General features: G+C 49.7%; 10 protein-coding genes. 4 read left to right on the forward strand and 6 right to left on the reverse strand.

Going from position 1 to position 18,184, the window contains the following annotated elements; genetic code table 11:
- Nucleotides 1-262 precede the first annotated feature (262 nt).
- Nucleotides 263-2,050 (forward strand): endo-1,4-beta-xylanase, encoded by a 1,788-nt coding sequence (locus CBR65_RS08625; RefSeq protein ID WP_087466483.1) that lies wholly within the window; start codon nucleotides 263-265, stop codon nucleotides 2,048-2,050.
- Between the two features lie 101 nt (nucleotides 2,051-2,151).
- On the opposite strand, the gene CBR65_RS08630 is transcribed toward CBR65_RS08625, so the two are convergent.
- The 6 genes from CBR65_RS08630 to CBR65_RS08655 form a co-directional block, all read right to left on the reverse strand.
- Nucleotides 2,152-5,115, reverse strand: a complete 2,964-nt coding sequence (locus CBR65_RS08630) for a TIM-barrel domain-containing protein (RefSeq protein ID WP_087466484.1) — start codon at nucleotides 5,113-5,115, stop codon at nucleotides 2,152-2,154.
- A gap of 31 nt (nucleotides 5,116-5,146) precedes the next feature.
- Nucleotides 5,147-6,868, reverse strand: coding sequence for a DUF5597 domain-containing protein (locus CBR65_RS08635; RefSeq protein WP_232461402.1), 1,722 nt, complete (start codon nucleotides 6,866-6,868; stop codon nucleotides 5,147-5,149).
- 243 nt (nucleotides 6,869-7,111) lie between these two features.
- Entirely contained in the window at nucleotides 7,112-10,078 is a 2,967-nt protein-coding gene (locus CBR65_RS08640; RefSeq protein ID WP_087466485.1) for a TonB-dependent receptor, read from the reverse strand.
- A 190-nt stretch (nucleotides 10,079-10,268) separates the two neighbouring features.
- Nucleotides 10,269-12,695, reverse strand: coding sequence for a glycoside hydrolase N-terminal domain-containing protein (locus tag CBR65_RS08645; protein WP_087466486.1), 2,427 nt, complete (start codon nucleotides 12,693-12,695; stop codon nucleotides 10,269-10,271).
- 315 nt (nucleotides 12,696-13,010) lie between these two features.
- A complete protein-coding gene (locus CBR65_RS08650) occupies nucleotides 13,011-14,147 on the reverse strand; it encodes an endo-1,4-beta-xylanase (RefSeq protein WP_087466487.1) in 1,137 nt (378 codons plus the stop codon).
- Between the two features lie 161 nt (nucleotides 14,148-14,308).
- Nucleotides 14,309-14,857, reverse strand: a complete 549-nt coding sequence (locus CBR65_RS08655; protein ID WP_087466488.1) for an NADPH-dependent FMN reductase — start codon at nucleotides 14,855-14,857, stop codon at nucleotides 14,309-14,311.
- A 237-nt stretch (nucleotides 14,858-15,094) separates the two neighbouring features.
- Between CBR65_RS08655 and CBR65_RS08660 the strand changes: the two genes are divergently transcribed.
- The 3 genes from CBR65_RS08660 (at nucleotide 15,095) to CBR65_RS08670 (ending at nucleotide 17,889) form a co-directional block, all read left to right on the forward strand.
- The gene (locus tag CBR65_RS08660) at nucleotides 15,095-16,048 is read left to right on the forward strand and encodes a hypothetical protein (RefSeq protein WP_087466489.1); all 954 of its coding nucleotides are present in this window, start codon (nucleotides 15,095-15,097) and stop codon (nucleotides 16,046-16,048) included.
- A gap of 167 nt (nucleotides 16,049-16,215) precedes the next feature.
- Nucleotides 16,216-17,295: a phospholipase A gene (locus CBR65_RS08665; protein WP_087466490.1), complete on the forward strand. Its 1,080-nt coding sequence runs from the start codon at nucleotides 16,216-16,218 to the stop codon at nucleotides 17,293-17,295.
- 45 nt (nucleotides 17,296-17,340) lie between these two features.
- On the forward strand, nucleotides 17,341-17,889 hold the full coding sequence (locus CBR65_RS08670; protein ID WP_087466491.1) for a DUF3833 domain-containing protein: 549 nt from the start codon (nucleotides 17,341-17,343) through the stop codon (nucleotides 17,887-17,889).
- Nucleotides 17,890-18,184: the final 295 nt, after the last annotated feature.

The following is an 18,184-nucleotide window of genomic DNA, read 5'->3' on the forward strand; positions in this document are numbered from 1 at the left end:
AGCGCAATGATAACGCAGTCACCCAAAGCCTTATTGCAGGCTGATCGACTTCACTAGGACAAGCCATTCCCCCCACCGAACCAAACCCGCGTTGACGATCAATGCCTCCTACGCTAGCTTGTAGTCACAAAGACAATAAATTTACAGCACCAGCCTCACCGCTGACATACAAGCATGGCAAAGCAGACTTTTACCTGATATTCGCAACACACCTCCAACAGCGCCAAGACCAGTTTTTACATAACAATAAACGGAGTCATAGATGAAAACCTTGAATAAATTACTCGTAGGCATCGGCCTTTGTACCTGCCTGCCTTACCTCGCCACGGCGGATATACTGATTGTTGAAGCAGAGAATGGAGACCTGGGTTCCTCATTCGATAGCGCAACAGACACCACCGCTGAACCGGTCACCGATTACATTGCCATCAACTCCACCTTAGCCGGCCAGGCTCCTACGTCGGTGGATCGCGTTACCACCTATGAATTGGAGTTTCCCGCTGCTGGCGAGTACAACCTGTACGTGCGTTTGCGCAATGGGCCTGAAGTTGGCGCTTTTGAAGACGACAGCTTTTATTACGGCAACGGTTTTGGTGCAAAAGATGTGAGCGATGAAACCGCCTGGGTTACCGCTAATGGCATAGCCGCAGCCGGTTACTTTTTACCGGAAGAAATTGTCGGCGCTACGGGTTCGGAAGATCCGGGCAGTAAACATGAACGCTGGAAGTGGTTGAATTTATCCGCCTTTGACGGCGGAGACACAGCAACTACCTTCACCGTCACCGCTGATGCACTGATCCAAACGTTCCAGATCGCGGGACGCGAAGACGGCTTGTGGATCGATAAATTTGTCTTCGCCAGTGTGGGCACAGATTACACCGTACAAAATCTGGATGATGGCATTGCGCCGGAAACACCGGCGGAAGAAACGCCCATCGCCGAGGGTCAGGAAAAATATCTGGGCAATATTTACAGTGCATCGCAAGTGCAGAATTTTACCGCCTACTGGAACCAGGTCGCGCCGGAAAATGCCGGCAAGTGGGGCAGCGTTGAAGCCACGCGCGATGTGATGAACTGGACCCAACTGGATGCGGCCTATGCGTTGGCACAAGAGAATAATCTGCCCTTCCGCATGCACGTCATGATCTGGGGCAACCAACAACCGGAATGGATTAAAACCCTGCCTGCTGAAGAACAGCTGGAAGAAATTGAAGAATGGTTTACCGAAGTCGCCGCCCGTTACAACGATATTGACATCATCGAAATCGTGAATGAACCGGTCAACGATGCACCGGACACCGATGACACCGGCGGGGGTAATTATATCGAGGCGCTCGGCGGTACCGGTGACACCGGATGGGATTGGATCATCACTGCGTTTGAATTGGGCCGTACACATTTCCCCGATACCAAATTGATGATCAACGAATACAGCGTCACCAATGGCAGCAACATTAATCCCTATCTGGAGGTCATCGAGTTACTGCAAGACCGCGATTTGATTGATGTGATCGGCGTGCAAGCGCACGCGTTTTCCACCACCGTTAGTGCCGCGACGACTATCAGCAACCTCGACCGACTGGCCGCGACCGGCCTGCCGATTTATGTTACCGAGATGGATATCGATGCCTGCGAAAACAATCCGGATAATGACGCGGTACAGCTGGCTAATTATCAACGCATCTTCCCGGCGTTTTGGGAACATCCTGGCGTAGCAGGTGTGACTTTATGGGGTTGGCGCCCCGGCTTGTGGCGCAATGATCAGGGCGCTTATCTGGTACGCAGTAACGGTGAAGAACGTCCGGCGTTAACCTGGCTGAGAGAGTATGTGCAAACCGGTGAAGTCGGCACTATTACGCCGGCCAGTTGTAATGCCGCCAGCTCATCGTCAAGCAGTCAATCATCATCAAGTTCCTCCAGCGCCGCAGCATCCTCTGCACCGGCAAGTTCTGGCGGAGGTGGTGGTGGCGCAAGCAATCCCCTGCTGTTGTTATTGATTTTATTTGCTGGTGTAGGTCGGATTAGCGCCGGCGTAATCCGACAAAAATAACCAAGTGTCGGATTACGCTTTGCTAATCCGACCTACATTTAAAAGAAAAAAACCGCCGTGTCGGCAACAACACGGCGGTTTTTTTATTGCGCATAAATAATTTACGGCGCGCGTTTTACAGTGATAGCTTTACCGCTGTACTCCAAAGTCTCCGCCGGTTTAGCATCAAAGTTGGCGGCATCTTTGTTAGGGCCGGAAATCCAGCGCACGCTGATGCTGCGTTTCTCAGCCATCTCTTCAAAGCCGCCGATACGATCACCGATGGTTAGCTCACCCTTGGCTTCATCGTAACTGACCGGGATGCGCGACCATTGGCCTTTCTCGTAATCGTATGAACGACCATCGTCTTCATAAATTTCAAACGTGCCATCCGCACCGGTGTATACGTTCAACGTCAGCGGAGCATTCAAGCCTTCATCCGTGTATTGAATAGCCGGGCCGGTTGGCACAATGGAACCCGCTTTGACGAATAACGGTATACGTGAATAAGGCGCCGCCGCATCAATGGTCTGACCGCCTTCGTGTTTCTCGCCGGTATAGAAATCGTACCAGCTGGTGCCAGTCGGCAGATACACTTCGCGGCTGCGCGCTTTGAATTCCACCACCGGATTCACTAAAAACGCCGGACCAAACATGTACTGCGTATTGATATCCCAGGCTTTTTTATCATCAGGGAAATCCATCACCAAACCACGCATAATGGTGCCATCTTTGTGGAAGGTATCGCCCGCGAGGGTGTAGATGTAAGGCATCAAACGGTAGCGCAGTTTGGTGTACCACACCATGCTGTCGTAAGTCTCAGAGCCTTGATCCGCAATGTTAAAAATTTCGCGGTAAGGATTTTGGCCGTGGGAGCGATACAACGGAACGAAAGCACCGAATTGATACCAACGTGCATTCAATTCCTGCCATTCTTCTACCTGCTCTTTATCCAGATCTTTCCATGAGCCTACAAAACCTTTCTTCGAACCACGGAAACGGTTTTCTGGCGTAAAGCCGCCGATATCAAAGGTCCAGTTGGTTACACCGGCCAGGTTCACACCGATACCCGCCGCAATTTGATCTTTCATATCACTCCAGCGCGATACGATGTCACCGCTCCAGATGGCAGCGCCGGTACGTTGGATACCACCGAAGCCGGAACGCGTCAGGATAAAAGAGCGCTTATCGCCATCGGTATTTCGTTCACCGTGATAAACACCTTCGGCGTGGGGAACCGCGTAAGCGTTAAACACTTCCGCTCCGTTGCCCAATGCGTTGGGGGTCATCAATTCCTTGCGTTTTGTGAAGCTGAGATTGGAATGGATGTCTGGCTCAACCGCATCGAGCCACCAGGCGTCAAAACCGTGAACATTAATCTTGTCTTTAATTTGCCGCCAGAAAATGGCCGTGGCTTCCGGCGTAAAAGGATCGTAAAACGCATTCAGGTAACCCTTGCCGATCCAATCCAGATTTTCTTCTTCGATGTTGCGGTTAAACATAAAACCTTTTGCGTTTAACTCTTTGTAGTTTTCCGTGGTGGGATAAAACTTGGGCCATACCGAGATCATGATCTGGGCATTCATATCGTGCACTTGATCCACGAGTTTTTTCGGGTCGGGGAAGAATTGCTTATCAAAGTCGTGACTACCCCAGGCGTCTTCCGGCCAGTAGGACCAATCCAGCACGATATTGTCGATAGGGATTTTGCGATCGCGATATTCTTTCAGGTTGGTGATGATTTCATCTGAGGATTTGTAACGCTCACGACTCTGCCAGAATCCGTAAGCCCATTTCGGCAGCATGACCGATTTACCGGTCAGGTGACGATAACCCGCGATAACCTCATCTTTGTTGCCACCGACTACAACATAGTAATCAATGGTCTTGCCCGTCTCCGAAGCCAGCGACAATTGATTTTGTTGCTCGTCCGATTGCGCATCCAGATGACGCAAATGGAAGTAACCGCCGTCGGGCTTCCAATCAACGCGAATGGATTTTTTCTCGCCGGCATTCATCTCCATGTAATGGTCGTGATACCAGGGGTTCCAGTTCATGCGCCAGCGCTCAAGAACCGTTTCGCCATCGAAAGCGAGGGTGGCATAGCCGGAGGAATACATCTTGAATTGGTGTTTGCCGGAGGTCGCGGCTTCTATGCTGCCTTCAAGTTCAACACGCAGCGTATTGTTTTTGTAAGCATCGGCCACTTCAGCCGGGAAGGGATTTTCCAGGTTAGAACCCTGACGCAGGAATTGATGGTCAAAATCTGCCTCAACGCGCGTCAGTTTTAATTCATCACCGACAAAGTAACGCACCGTCAGACCGCCTTCCTTACCGTCGGCATCGTACAATGTCAACGAGGCATTTAATGGCTGGGCTTCTTGCGGATTGCCAAAACGGGTAATGGAATTATTGTCCCACAGCACGCCGTAGTTGCGCGAAGAAACCACATAGGGAATGGAGATAACCAGGTTGTAAGTGGTCAGCTCAACATTCTCGCCCGCGTAATTTACCTGGCCGTTCTGGTGTTGGCCCAAACCAAAAAAACCTTCATCGGTGTTGCGGTTAAATTCCTGGCGAATCGCAAAGGAATCCGCATCCACGTCATCCGGATCGCCAATTACCGGTGAAAAGGTGCCGCGATTTTCTTCCTGTAGCAACAGATTACCCGCTGCATCACGGAAGGTAATTACGCCATTGCTCAGCGACACTTCCGCTGTCATTGCATCGGTTTTCAGGATCAGGTTATTGCCCTGTTGATCCGTGGTAAATGGCAGGTTGGTGGTAGGCTGCGCGACGACCTGGATACTGGGCGGGACCACAGCAAAGCTTTCGCCAGGCACTGCAGTGACACGAATAATATTATCGGCCATCACCTGCAAACGCACTTTTTTAGCGGGCCCATCGGCCAATGTCAGGATGACACCATCCGCCACGCGCTCCACCTGTGCCAATGACTGCACCTGTTCGGTCTCGGCCGATGTTGTCGGGTTTGTTTCATTGCCATTCTTTGAGCACGCTTGCAGTAAGGCTAGAGACGCCAGCCCTATGACGCAGCTCTTGATAAAATGCCTGGTCGTTAGCATCGTTTTCTCCTCGATTTTTAGTTATTAATGATTACTGCGTTTCATATGTTGCCATACGCACTTTTAATATGTGCATACGCGAGGTGAAATTCAGCCCCCAATCAGTCTGATCACCATTCCACACTCGCTCGAACACCCATTGTCCATCTTTATAGTGACCTTCTTCTACGCGGTCGATCATATATTTTTTACCCTGCAACTCGGCTGAACCCTTGAAGGTGGCACGGGCCCGATAGCCGGTGACAAGATATTCATTGTCACTGAGCTGTGCAATCAGTACACCGCCGGAAGAAGGATTGTTGCCAACTGGTGGATCAATCCAAAACATATGGCGGCCATAGGTTACCTCGGCATCCCACAAGCCCAGGTCCAGCAATTGCGTGTAATTCGCTGCATTTTTTACCGCTTCAGCTTTTTGTTCTTCCGGTGTGGCTTCGGCATTCCAGATTTTTTCATTAGTGGCATTAGTGTCGACCGGTTCTGCCACACCCCACACCTTGCCGTCAAAACTCATTTTTGCCCATTCCCGCGCCATAGGCGCCAGCAGGCGATAGTTCTGAGCGAAATACTCGATGGCTTCATCATTCATCGTTTTAGTACCCAGGGGATAATTCACGTAATCCGTGTCATCCATACCGAAGGGTGCAAAGCCGATTCCCCGGTAACCCAAGGTAGAAAAGAAATAACGGGCGAAGGGTTGATCATTGCCGATCTCGGCAACAAACAGCGCATTGTCGGGCCGCGAATACAGTTCCAACACTTTATCCACCGCTTTGTAATCGCGAAAATAAATATCCGGAGAGAGCATATCAATATGCGGAGCCGCCGCTTTCCAGATATCAATGACGTTATCCGTAGGACCACCGCTGGAATATTGGCCGGGCAAGCCGGGATTAAAAGGATTGCGCAAGGCCACATTTACATTCATTGGCAAGGGCTTCACTGCCTTACCTGCCGCTGCTATCTCATCCACATAAATGGCAATGTGGTAGGCATGGAAAAATTCGTCGGCATCTTTGCCAAAGACTTCCGGCCAGGTGCCGGATTTCACGCCGAGTTTTTTCACCAGCACATCGGGCACGGGTGAATTGAAAATTTTCTGCGCCGTCGGTGAGAAATCCCTGACAGAACCGTAGGTGCCTACTTCATTTTCTACTTGCACCAAAATGACGGTGTGTTTCTTATCGATTTTTTTCAAGTGCGTCATCAACGCCACAAAGGCTTTCTTGTCGGCGTCCAGGGTGCTCCTGAAATGCGGCGACAGGGAATTCAAGGTATCACCGTCCTGTTTAACCACCCGAGGAAAACGCTTATTGTCCAGCTTCACCCATGCTGGCGCGTAGTGTGGTGCATTGTTTTTCCAAGTCGCAAACCACAATAAATTTAACCGCAGCCCGCGCTTACGGGATTCTTCAACCAGATAATCTACAAAAGAAAAATCAAATTTTCCTTCTTCGGGCTCAATCTGTTCCCACGCCACGGGAATGCTTAATGTATTGGCATGCATCTTTTCCAAGGTCGGCCAGACATCTTTTAATGCCGCTGGATAATTGGCTGAATTATTGGTTTGCGCACCGAGAATCAAATAAGGCTCACCATCTACCATCAATGCATGGCGACCATTCTGGGTAACTAACGAGGGAATTTCTGCTGCCTGTACCGGCGAAAAACTTAGCGCAGCAAGCAATACGCAGGAAAGAAAATAACGCAACAACAGACCACAGCCTGCATCAGCCATACGGCGGGTGAACATAGTATTCTCCGACTCAATAACCATTATCGCTCAATAAAAATGCGCCCACACACTTCGCAAAAAGTCTGTGGACGCGCAAGAGCTCCAACTCGGCATAGTTTAGCGGTACAACGTAACCTCATAGGTTCTGATTAATCAAAACGCATTAATCAGAACCTGGCTGAGCATTCAGATACTCTGATACAACGCTCAACGAGGCCCTTGCACCGCCGCCGTCGGTGCAAGGTAACTGAAACACACTAATTAAAAATTAGCGCGCAGTGTCAGTGCGTAACGGGTGTCGTTGACGAAATAAGAAGCGTAATGATCGCCAGCACCGTCAGGGTTTTGTTTCATGATGGTACGAGTTTCTTCATTGGTCAGGTTATTCATCTCCAGGCCGATCTGCAGGTTGTCATTGAGCTTGTAGAAAATCGAACCATCGAGTTGACCGCTGTCATCGCTGTATACTGGCAGCTTCCAGTTAACGCTTTGATTGCTGCCAACCCCGCCATCAGAACCGTTAAATCCATTCGGTCCAATAGACATTAAATACTCATCACGCCAGCTCCAGGCAAGTCGAATAGACAAAGGCCCCTTTTCGTACATACCGACAATGTTGTAGGCATTTTCAGAAAGACCTTCATATGGCAAATCACCCTGATAGTCTCTGCCATCTGTATCGCGTGGTGCGATAAATTGACCAGGGTTATCAGGATCTTCCGACACAGGAATGTCTGTGGAGCTGTCAATGTAGGTGTAGTTAAGCTGCATACCCAAACCATCGAATGGTTCCGGGAGTTGATCAAAGAACTGGCTGTATCCGATTTCGAAACCGGAGATATCCGCTGAACCGGCGTTTACCGGCTGAGTAACCAGATAAGGATATAAGTTGCCATCTAAACCTGGATACTCTTCAACCACAGATTGATTACGGATAATTCCATCGATCTCTTTGTAAAAGAAATTTATATGCGCCATACCACCGGCATCATTGAAATACCACTCAAATGACAAGTCAGCCTGGTCCGCTTCCAAAGGACGCAGATTTGGATTACTCCAGGAGCTGGCAGATAAATTCCAAGTATTTGTCGTTGCATCCTGATCCGCGCTTAACACGCGATAAGCTTGCATCTGGCTGAAATCAGGCCGGGCAATAGCTTGTGACAGCGCCAGACGTGCAATTAACGCATCAGTAATTTTTAACCGCAGATTAAGACTCGGCAGCACATCAGTATATTTATTGCCAACCTGCATGGTTTCCGATTGACCGTTTCCAAAAGGGGCCTGTGGCACGGTATTGGGATACACAAGATTACCTTCTGAAACAGCATCCGTTTGAACGACACGCAATCCCAAATTACCATCCAGCGGAAGCGACCAGTCATCGAAACCAAAACGCAATAACGCATAAGCTGCGTAGGTTTTTTCTTCCTGAATATTCAGCCATTCGGGATCATTTTTATCACGCAATGTGTACGGGTAAAACTCAGAAAACGGCGTGCCATCTGTTGTAGCGTGACCTAAAGAATCCGCATAAGCACCGGCATCCGCATAGAGCTGTACGAAACTTTCTGGATAACCTTTGGCAATTTCCAAACTGGGCGCCCAGACAACACCTTGTAGATCCGCATCGCCGCGGAAGAAGTTCGAGAAGGTGTTAAAACGCATCTGGGAGCCGTCTTGCATGTACGGCATACCTAATTCATCTACATTGAGGGCACCACCCCAGGCTGTGGTCATCCAGGTTTGATAAATACCCTGCCAGTGATAGCTGGTGTTGATATTCTCAGCCTTACGATCAGTGACCCTTACACCAAATTTTACGGATTTAACCACCGAACTTTCGAAGTTATATTGCGCATCTGCTCGCCACGCGAATTGATCTGCATTGCTGTCTTCGATATGAGGCATTGCAAAGCCCCAGTAATAATTGGTTGGATCTGCCAGGTATTCAGCGTCAGTACTGATGGAAGGCAAACCGCCGGACAGATCAACATCAATGTAATTCAAGTTGATGCCGGTAGCGACGGTGCTATCAAGCGATTCCGTAGAGGAATCGGTATATTGGAAGTCGGTACCGAATTCCCAACTATCACTGGGAAGCCATTTAATTCCTGTGGAATAATCGGTGGTGATTGATGTCCTGGTTGATACGCGAATGTCGGCACCGAACGGAATGCCGGGAACCTGCGGTGCCCAATCTGGTGGAGCTGCATTGGTGAAGCGACCACTAACAAAAACACCATTTTCATCATAGACAGAATCGTCAGAGAAGTTGGTCGCCCAGGGATCATTCTGAACAAAGATGGCATCTTCATCCCAGTTCATATCGTATTCACTGCGGAATACCGTAAAGTAGACTTCCGTTTCTTCATTGGGTCGCCATTGCAAGGCGCCATAAGTCCCCAGGCGTTCACGTTCGAAATTCATCGTCCGCCAGTCAGCGCCCTTGGGAACCCATGTTGTCTCGCCCTCGACTATGTCTGTGCGAGCAAAAAATGGACGCACGAAAATACCGTCTGTGCGAGTAGCAATTTCTGAAGAAGCTACATCCAAAAGTAAACCAAACTCACCGGCGTTCGTATCCCAGCGATTGCTGTATAACGCGGAAAAGGAAGGTCTGGTTTCTTCCGCAAAATCCCCGTAGTTAGCACTGGCTGATACGGCGATATGCTGACCATCACTATCAAATGGCATTTTGGTGCGCAGGTTGACCGTACCACCCAAGCCACCTTCGATCATATCGGCTGAGGGGTTTTTATAAACATCCACACCCGCCATCAATTCTGCGGGAACATCTTCGAATGACAAACTGCGCCCGCCGCTTGCGGAGAAGCTATCTCTACCATTCAATTCACTGCGGACATGCTTCATACCACGAATAGCAACACCACTTCCCTCTGCAGAAAAGTGCTCCGGATCGCCGATAGAAATAAAACGTTCAATGGTTACACCAGGAATACGTTGAATAGCTTCGGTAATACTGCGATCCGGCAATTTACCAATGTCGTCGGACACGATTGAATCAACGATTTGTTCAGAGTTCTGCTTAATCAGTTGTGCAGACTGGACACTCCCGCGCTGCCCCGACACAACAATTTCTTCAATATCCTGAGCCATTGATGGCGCGGCCACCCCCATTGCGCCCAGCAGCGATAGGCCGGATGCGAGCTTGATATGCAATGGTAACTTTTTCTTTAAAAATTGATCTTTATTTTTAATTATCATGAATTTTCTCCAAATGAAGGTTAAACCACCCCGAACATCTATTATTGTTTTGCCATGGTTATGGCTATCTCTTTACTGCACCGAGAAACAGTGTGTTCGATACAATGTTTTCTATCGTTATTAGTATTTTCCAAAAACTCTTGCCGTTTTTTGAATTACTTTGTTATGGAACAGCCCGGTTGTTATTGTTTTAGTCCGCTAATACTGCAGCCAAGCGATAGGTCTCTCCCGCCTGTGCAATAAAGTGCCTTACGTCATCATCGCCTTGTGTAGCGATGACAGCTCCATCCGGGAGTTTGATTAACTGGAATTTTTTGTTGAACAGGGACGAGCGCAGATAAGTCGTTCCGGCTTTTCCGGTTTTTATGATTACATCCGTTAATTCGTTGTCAGACCAGTTCATGTCAAGGGTGATATCACCTCGCGCACGCAAACCCGTCACAGCACCATTAGCCCAGGCTTTTGGCAAGGCGGGTAACAAATGGATTTCGCGATTTTGGCTTTGCAATAACATCTCGGCCATGCCGGCGGTTGCACCAAAGTTGCCGTCAATCTGGAACGGCGGATGGTTGTCCCACAAATTAGGTAAAGTGCTTGCCGTCAGTTGGTCACCCAGTAATTTGTGCGCGCGATCACCATCAAGCAAACGCGCCCACAAATTGACTTTCCATGCTTGCGCCCAACCGGTTCCACCATCGCCACGCGCATTTAATGAAGTACGTGCTGCTGCCAAAAATTTTTGATCGCTGTTGTTAATTTGATGACCGGGATGCAACGCAAACAAATGGGAAACATGGCGATGATCGTTTTCGGGATCATCAAGATCTGACTTCCATTCCTGCAATTGGCCCCATGAGCCGATGCGAATACCCTTGTCCAGTTGCATCAATGTTTTGCCGACTTGCTGTTGAAATTGACTATCGCCGAGTTGCTCTGCGGCGGCGTAAACATTGGTTAGTAGATCAAACACAATTTGTTGGGACATAGCTGCCGCCACGGTGAAATCACCGTGCTCAGGAGAATAGCTGGGGGAGACAACCCATAAACCATCGCGAGGGTCTTTTACCAACGCATCCAGCCAGAATTGCGCGGCACCTTTCATCACCGGGTAAGCGCGATCACGCAGGAATTTTTCATCGCCGGTAAAGCGGTAATGCTCGTAATAATGTTGCGCCAGCCAAGCGCCCGCCTCCGGCTGCCAGAACGCCGTTGGCCATTCAATAACGCCGGTAAAACCCCAGATGTTGGTGTTGAGAAATAACGTCCAACCGTCTGCACCTAACAGTTTTTTGGCGGAGACGCGACCAGGCTCGACCAGCGCATCAACAAAATCAAATAATGGCCCGGAGGTTTCGCTGAGGTTGGTCACCTCTGCCGGCCAGTAATTCATCTGCAGGTTAATATTTACGTGGTAGTCCGCATTCCATGGCGGTGTGATGGAGTGATTCCATACACCCTGCAAATTTGCGGGCAAAGACCCAGCGCGGGATGATGCAATTAATAAATATCGACCGTATTGAAAGTACAAAGCTTCTAACGCGCGATCACCAGCGTGATCGCCTTTGCGATAATTCGATAACAACTGGGGCGTCGGTTTATCAGGATTGGTTTGACCAATATCCAAAGAGACGCGATCAAACAACGCGCGGTAATCCGCTTGGTGATCACTCAGTAATTTTTCATAAGGTTTTTTACTGGCTTGCGTCACGCGCTTGGTGACACGCGCATGAGGGTCGTCAGTACGGTAGTGCGGATACGACAAGGCGTAATTAGTACCGGCGTAAAGCACCAGGGTAGCGGCATCAGCGTTGGTCACCGTTACCACACCATCTTTTGCGTTGGATAACCGACCGCCCTCGTGAACAACTTGCACCTGCGCATCAAAGGCCAGACGATTGTCTTTGAGATGCCCCGTCAGCGTTATACGTCCGTTGCGTGCTGTGGATTTTTGCTCCCGGTTGTCCGGCGTATTAAAGCGCGCACTGAAATTAATCTTGCCCGGCTGATCCGCCGTCACGCGCACCACAATTACACCGTCCGGGTAACTGGCAAAATATTCGCGCGAATATGTCACGCCGTCGTGGGAAAAGCTCACGCGGGCCAGAGCACCGTGCAAATCCAGTTCGCGTCGATAATGGCTTACTTCACCAAGCGAAGGAAATTCCAGCAACAGATCGCCAAAGGTTTGATAGTCGCCGTAACCGGTGATTTTGTTACCCAATTGCTGCGCGACGGCTTCAGGAGCCATAGCGCCTTGCGCTGCCAGGGTTTTACGCACCTTGGCCAAGGCCTCCAGCCGCGGCTCCTTGGGCCAGCCAAAATCATAGCCTTGCACAGAACCGGGGCCGCCGGTCCAGAGGGTTTTTTCATTGAATTGAATAATGTCTGTCGCAATACCGCCCAGAATAACCGCACCCATAGCGCCGTTACCGATAGGCAGACCTTCGCGTTCCCAATCACTGGCTGGTTGATCAAACCAAATACGCAAGCCTTGATCTGCTGTGGCCGCATTGGCGGAAATCGCCCCTGCGAATACCCAGATTATCAAGAAGGAGATACGCAGCCAGCAACTGCGGAATTTAGCCGGTGTGGCCAGGGTCAGGAACCTGCTCCACATAACATGACCTCTTTTTATATATTTTTATGGCATAGCTAAAATTCAGAATATACGCATTATTATGGTATATATGACTATTTGAGCAATCATATGCGAAATTTTTCACCTGTGCAATATTTATTACCTATGGATTGCGCGCCATTGATGAATACTGATAGGGAAAGGGAAAATTTATTAAAAGGGCTAAATTAATAGCTGAGAAAAGTTGGCAGAGAGAGGCGAGTAATTGCGTTTCTGCGCAGGCTTTACCTGCGCAGCTTTAGAATTAGACAGACTGCACCGCAAGATCTGCGATGACAGAATTTGCGGCGATACTTACCCCTTGAGATCCATCAACCGGAAATAGGCTGCTTTGGGTTCCAACTTGCGATCAAATAACAGTGGATAGTTAGTCCGCCCCGGTACCGGAAAGTCATTGAGCCAACTGAGGTTATCGCTCACACCCCAAAAAGTTACGCGGTCGATTTTGTCGCGATGCTTGAGGAAGATTTTAAAAAGCGCGACATAACGTTCACTCAGCGCCTCTTCCGCTTCAGCAGTCAAACCATCAATGTAAGGATCAATCTCCGGACGATATTGGAAACGGGTGGCAACGTCAGCACCGGTAATCCCCCACACGCTCGGCAGCACATCAACATCCAGCTCGGTAATATGCACTCGCACGCCCTGCTCGGCGTAGGCCACGATGCTTGCTTCCAGCTCCGCCAGCTCGGGATGCCCCATACCCACATGGCCTTGCAATCCCACACCGTGAATAGGCACGCCTTTTTTCTTGAAGTCTTTCAACATGGCAACAACACCATCGCGCTTGCCAGGCATGGCCATGTTGTAATCGTTGTACATCAGGTGCGCTTTGGGATCGATGTCGTGAGCAAGATGAAAGGCGCGAGCAATATAGTCGGTACCCGTCGCTTTATACCAGGGGCTCTGGCGCCACTGGCCATCGTCCTCGATTGCTTCGTTAACCACATCCCAGGCGGGAATTCGACCTTTGTAACGTTCCATCAAGGTAGTCACGTGTTCTTCCATCACCTTGAGCAGCGCTTGTTTGTTTAGGGGCTTGCCTTTTTCATCGAGAAATACAGCGTCCGGCACCTGGCTGTGCCATACCAGCGTGTGTCCGACGATATGCATCTTGTTGCGCGTACCGAAGTCAACAAACTTGTCGGCCAGATCCCATTGCCAGTTATCCAGCGTGGGGCGAATCGGGCCCCATTTCATGGCGTTTTCAGCAGTGATGGAATTAAACTCGCGCGCGATTAAACCAAGCATCTTGCTGTCGTTATCGGCTAAAGAAGCAGAGCTGACTGCCGTGCCGATCAGAAAGTCATTACGGTATTGATCTTTCAATCCGGTATCCGCAAGGGCTTTGGCAAATGCCGTGTGTTTCAGTTGTGCGAAGGTGCCCAGCAGAGCGGTAGATGCCAGCAGCTTACGACGGGAAATATTCATAGATGGAGTCCTCGTTATTGTTTTTGAACTCTAGTATACAAGCTATAAATTTTACAGCTAACTAACATTATTTAACGCTGTAAAAGCACATAGAGTTTCGACGAGGAAATGATGCGGGAGAGCGGGCGGATGTCCGCAAAGCAAGCGGACATCCTGAGGACTTATTTAAAGCGAGCCTCCACCCAGGCGATATATTCATTCACGAACCGGTGCAGTCGGGTTTTCACATTGTCATCGGTCAACACGCCATCCTCAGTGAAGACTTGTTGTGCCTGGGGCACAATAAATTCCGGCGCCGGGTAGGCCTCCGCCAGCACAGCAGCCAGTACCAACTTCAATTGGCCCTGGGCGCGGGCACCACCGGTTGGCCCCTTGGATGCGCTCATGATCGCCGCCGGCTTGTGGGCCAATACCGATTTAAACGCCGGGCGGGATAACCAATCCAGGGCATTCTTCAAGCCGCCGGGCAGCGCGTAATTGTATTCCGGGGTTGCAATCAACAAACCGTCTGCACTAGCAACGGCTTCTTTTAACCGGACTACCGCGTCGGGCTTGTCTTCGCCATCGATATCTTCGTTATAAACCGGTATATCGGCAAATGACTCCAGACTAACCGATACACCTTCGGGCAGCTCTTGGATGGCGGCTTGTAGTAAAGCAGTGTTGAGGGAACCTTTGCGCAAGCTTCCGCTGATGGCTATCAATTTCATAACAGGATTTCCTTCGTTAGATAAAAATGTCACAAGCCGGTCGCTTGTCAGTAAATAGACGGCATCGATAACAGCAACGGGACATGGTTATAATTCCGGCAAGAATGCGTGCGAATACAAGGCGAAATTTGATCAGCTGGCATAGCTGTTGCTCACATTTTCGCTAATGCACCACCGCTGAGCCCTCGCTCGGCCCGTTTGTTCACTCACCATCGGCACAAGTGAATCAAGAGCACCATGATCGCACATAAGGGTTTGTTTTCTGCACCATCTGCTAGCACGGACACTGAGATGTTCGCGCAGTTCTGTGAGTTGTACCGCCAACGTCAGGATGCACTCAACCTCATCAAACAACTTATACAAATGATCAAGGCGGTTCAACGCCATCGCGGTATGAGTATGGCCTTATTGGGCGGTAACACACTTTTCCGCGAGGAGTTTGACCGTTTGCAGCTGCAATTGGAGCGCCGGCTGATGTCGCTGCAAACCTTTGCCGCTCACACCAACCAGCTCTTGTCGGAGCGGGACCAGGAAAATTTGCACAGTGCCTGGGTGACGATCAGCCGCGACTGGCAACAGGACTCGGTCATCGACAATTACGAGTTACATTGTCATTTAATTGAACAATTACTGGGGATGCTGGCCACGCTGGCCAAACAACTGGAGCAACCGGTATCCACGCTGGTGAACAGCCATCCGGATGTCGCGGTGGTGAACGTTGACGGCACCAGTTACCCAAACCGCTTTCGACATCTGGAAGTGTTGCACTTTTCCACGCGCTTGATGCCCTCGGTCGTTGAGCAGATAGGTCGCATTCGCGCCCTGTCTACCTATGCCGCCGCTATCGGCCATTGTGACAGTCACCACGACGGAAAGCTGCGCTACGTCATCCAGTGCACGCGGGTTAACAATGAAAAATTGCGGCACCAGGCCAAACGCCTTGAAGGCATCCTGGAGGACGACATCGGTTTGCTCGGGCAATTGAAAAGCTACGAAATTAAATTGATGTTCCTGCTCAATATGGTAGAGAGCGACGTGCTGCACGGCGGAAAGATTACCACCGACAGCAATCGCTTATTCAGCGTTGCCACCGACATCATTGATGTCTATCTACATGTTATTGAAGAGGGTATTCAGTTGATTACGCGCTGGCACGAGGAAGATATTGAAAACTGGTTACAGTCCAGTTAATTCATCAATCACCATTCAGCCAAACACAGCTTTACCCTTCACCTGACAGCAGCTAAAAAACGCAAACCTACCGTTGATCCCGACCCCATCGGGCAAAATGAATGCTTGCCTTAACAGGCACAATACCTACAATAGCCCGCAAACTCTTCAATCTTCAGGTGGTATTCATGGCAAACCGGTTGTTGTTGGCGAGCGGACTCTTGATGTCTGCCGTATGTGCCCAAGCCCAAACATCTGCATCAGACATTACCATCCCGACCTCGGACCTCAATGCATGCTTGCGCTCCAGCGTGACCGGCGCGGCGGACGATATGTCGGTAGAAGAACTTAAAGCCGGATGCCGACTTTTGCTGGAAAAAAAAGTACTGTCACAATCCGACGAACTGGAAACCGAGACAGTTTCAGCAAAACCCAAAAATGAACGGCGAGCGTTGAATGAGCGCATGACCATTGAAGCCCTGAACCGGGCCAACCGATTCACGCTTACCCCCCATCGCCGCAACTACATCATGCTGGCGAGCTACAAAGACAACCCCAATACCGAACCCTACATTGCTGTCGATAGCCAGCTACAGGATCTGCGGCATACGGAAGCTGAATTCCAGCTAAGCATCAAGATTCTGTTACGCGAAGGAATTTTTGATGACAACGGGCATTTATTCCTCGGTTATACCAGCCAGGCTTTCTGGCAAGTGTACAACCGCGATATTTCCGCTCCCTTTCGCGACACCAATCACCAACCGGAGTTGATCCTGAGCTTTACCAACGACTGGGAAATTTTCGGTTTTCGCAACGTATTGAACGAAGGCATTATCAATCATCAATCCAACGGTCAGAGTGGCGAATTGTCGCGCAGCTGGAACCGCTTGATGTTCAATACCGTCTTTGAAAAAGATAATTTTGTCTTCGCCTTTACCCCCTGGTATCGCTTGCCCGAAGATGAAGAAGATTATCCCGGCGACCCACGCGGCGACGACAACCCGGATATTGAAAAATTTATGGGTAACTTTGAACTAAACGGGGCCTATAAACGTAAACAGAATATCTTTAATGTCATGCTGCGCAACAACCTGCGTAGTGAGAATAAAGGTGCCGTGGAATTAGGCTGGAGCTTTCCTGTATCACAACGCTCCCAAACTATCCGCGGTTACGTTAAATACTTTAACGGTTACGGCCAATCATTGATTGATTACGACGACCATGCACAAGTCGTCGCCCTGGGATTTATTTTTACTGATCTGTTCTAGGGAAACAGCCGTTACCGTCATATTCATCTATGAGGTAACGCACGCATGATCAGCCTGGCTCCGTTTAAACACTGGCAAAAAATTCTCATTTTATATATCGCTACCACCCTCGGCGCATGTTCTGCAACAGACGTGCGCCAGTACGCAAATAACTCGCCCGCTTTTGCTCCACAAGAATTTTTCAATGGTCAATTAACCGCGCACGGCGTCGTGAAGAATCGACGCGGCGAAGTCACCCGTTATTTCACCGCAACTATCGACGCCTCCTGGGACAACAACGTTGGTACGCTCGCCGAACGTTTTGTTTTTGATGATGGTGAAGTACAACTCCGAACCTGGACGCTCTCCCCTGCCGGCCCGAATCACTACCAGGCCACCGCTGGCGATGTTATCGGTATTGGCAAAGCGCAGATCAGCGGAAACGCCATGCATGTTGACTATGTGCTGGAAGTTGATTACCGCAACAAAAAGATTAATCTCAATGTGGAAGACTGGATGTGGCGGGTTGATAAAAATACCGTTATCAATCATTCAATCCTGCGTAAATGGGGTTTCCGCGTAGGCAGTATCCAGATCGCCATCATCAAACATTGACAAACGCTGCGAACGATTACATGCAAACAAGCTTTTTCAATGAAAGCTGTTTCATCGTTCGCACTTTTCCTTACAAAATTTAACGCGGTGCATGCACCGCGCTTAAAGTTGTTTGGCGCGACGTTTGTAGCCTTTGCCTGTTAACGCCAAAGCAGAAAAATCGTTCGCGTTTGCCTCCCCGCTTGCAAGAAATACTGGCGTTGCCATACGTCTCGCGGTATAACTGTCGGGCTTTTGTTGACTGGGTGTAGCATTTGTTATCCACTCACAACCCTAACAGGACGCGAAATGTCAC

The organism is Cellvibrio sp. PSBB006, assembly GCF_002162135.1.
Classification (GTDB): domain Bacteria; phylum Pseudomonadota; class Gammaproteobacteria; order Pseudomonadales; family Cellvibrionaceae; genus Cellvibrio.

Coding starts and splice junctions, on each gene's coding strand:
- CBR65_RS08625 (WP_087466483.1), top strand. CDS start 263: ATGAAAACCTTGAATAAATTACTCGTAGGCATCGGCCTTTGTACCTGC.
- CBR65_RS08630 (WP_087466484.1), bottom strand. CDS start 5,115: ATGCTAACGACCAGGCATTTTATCAAGAGCTGCGTCATAGGGCTGGCG.
- CBR65_RS08635 (WP_232461402.1), bottom strand. CDS start 6,868: ATGTTCACCCGCCGTATGGCTGATGCAGGCTGTGGTCTGTTGTTGCGT.
- CBR65_RS08640 (WP_087466485.1), bottom strand. CDS start 10,078: ATGATAATTAAAAATAAAGATCAATTTTTAAAGAAAAAGTTACCATTG.
- CBR65_RS08645 (WP_087466486.1), bottom strand. CDS start 12,695: ATGTGGAGCAGGTTCCTGACCCTGGCCACACCGGCTAAATTCCGCAGT.
- CBR65_RS08650 (WP_087466487.1), bottom strand. CDS start 14,147: ATGAATATTTCCCGTCGTAAGCTGCTGGCATCTACCGCTCTGCTGGGC.
- CBR65_RS08655 (WP_087466488.1), bottom strand. CDS start 14,857: ATGAAATTGATAGCCATCAGCGGAAGCTTGCGCAAAGGTTCCCTCAAC.
- CBR65_RS08660 (WP_087466489.1), top strand. CDS start 15,095: ATGATCGCACATAAGGGTTTGTTTTCTGCACCATCTGCTAGCACGGAC.
- CBR65_RS08665 (WP_087466490.1), top strand. CDS start 16,216: ATGGCAAACCGGTTGTTGTTGGCGAGCGGACTCTTGATGTCTGCCGTA.
- CBR65_RS08670 (WP_087466491.1), top strand. CDS start 17,341: ATGATCAGCCTGGCTCCGTTTAAACACTGGCAAAAAATTCTCATTTTA.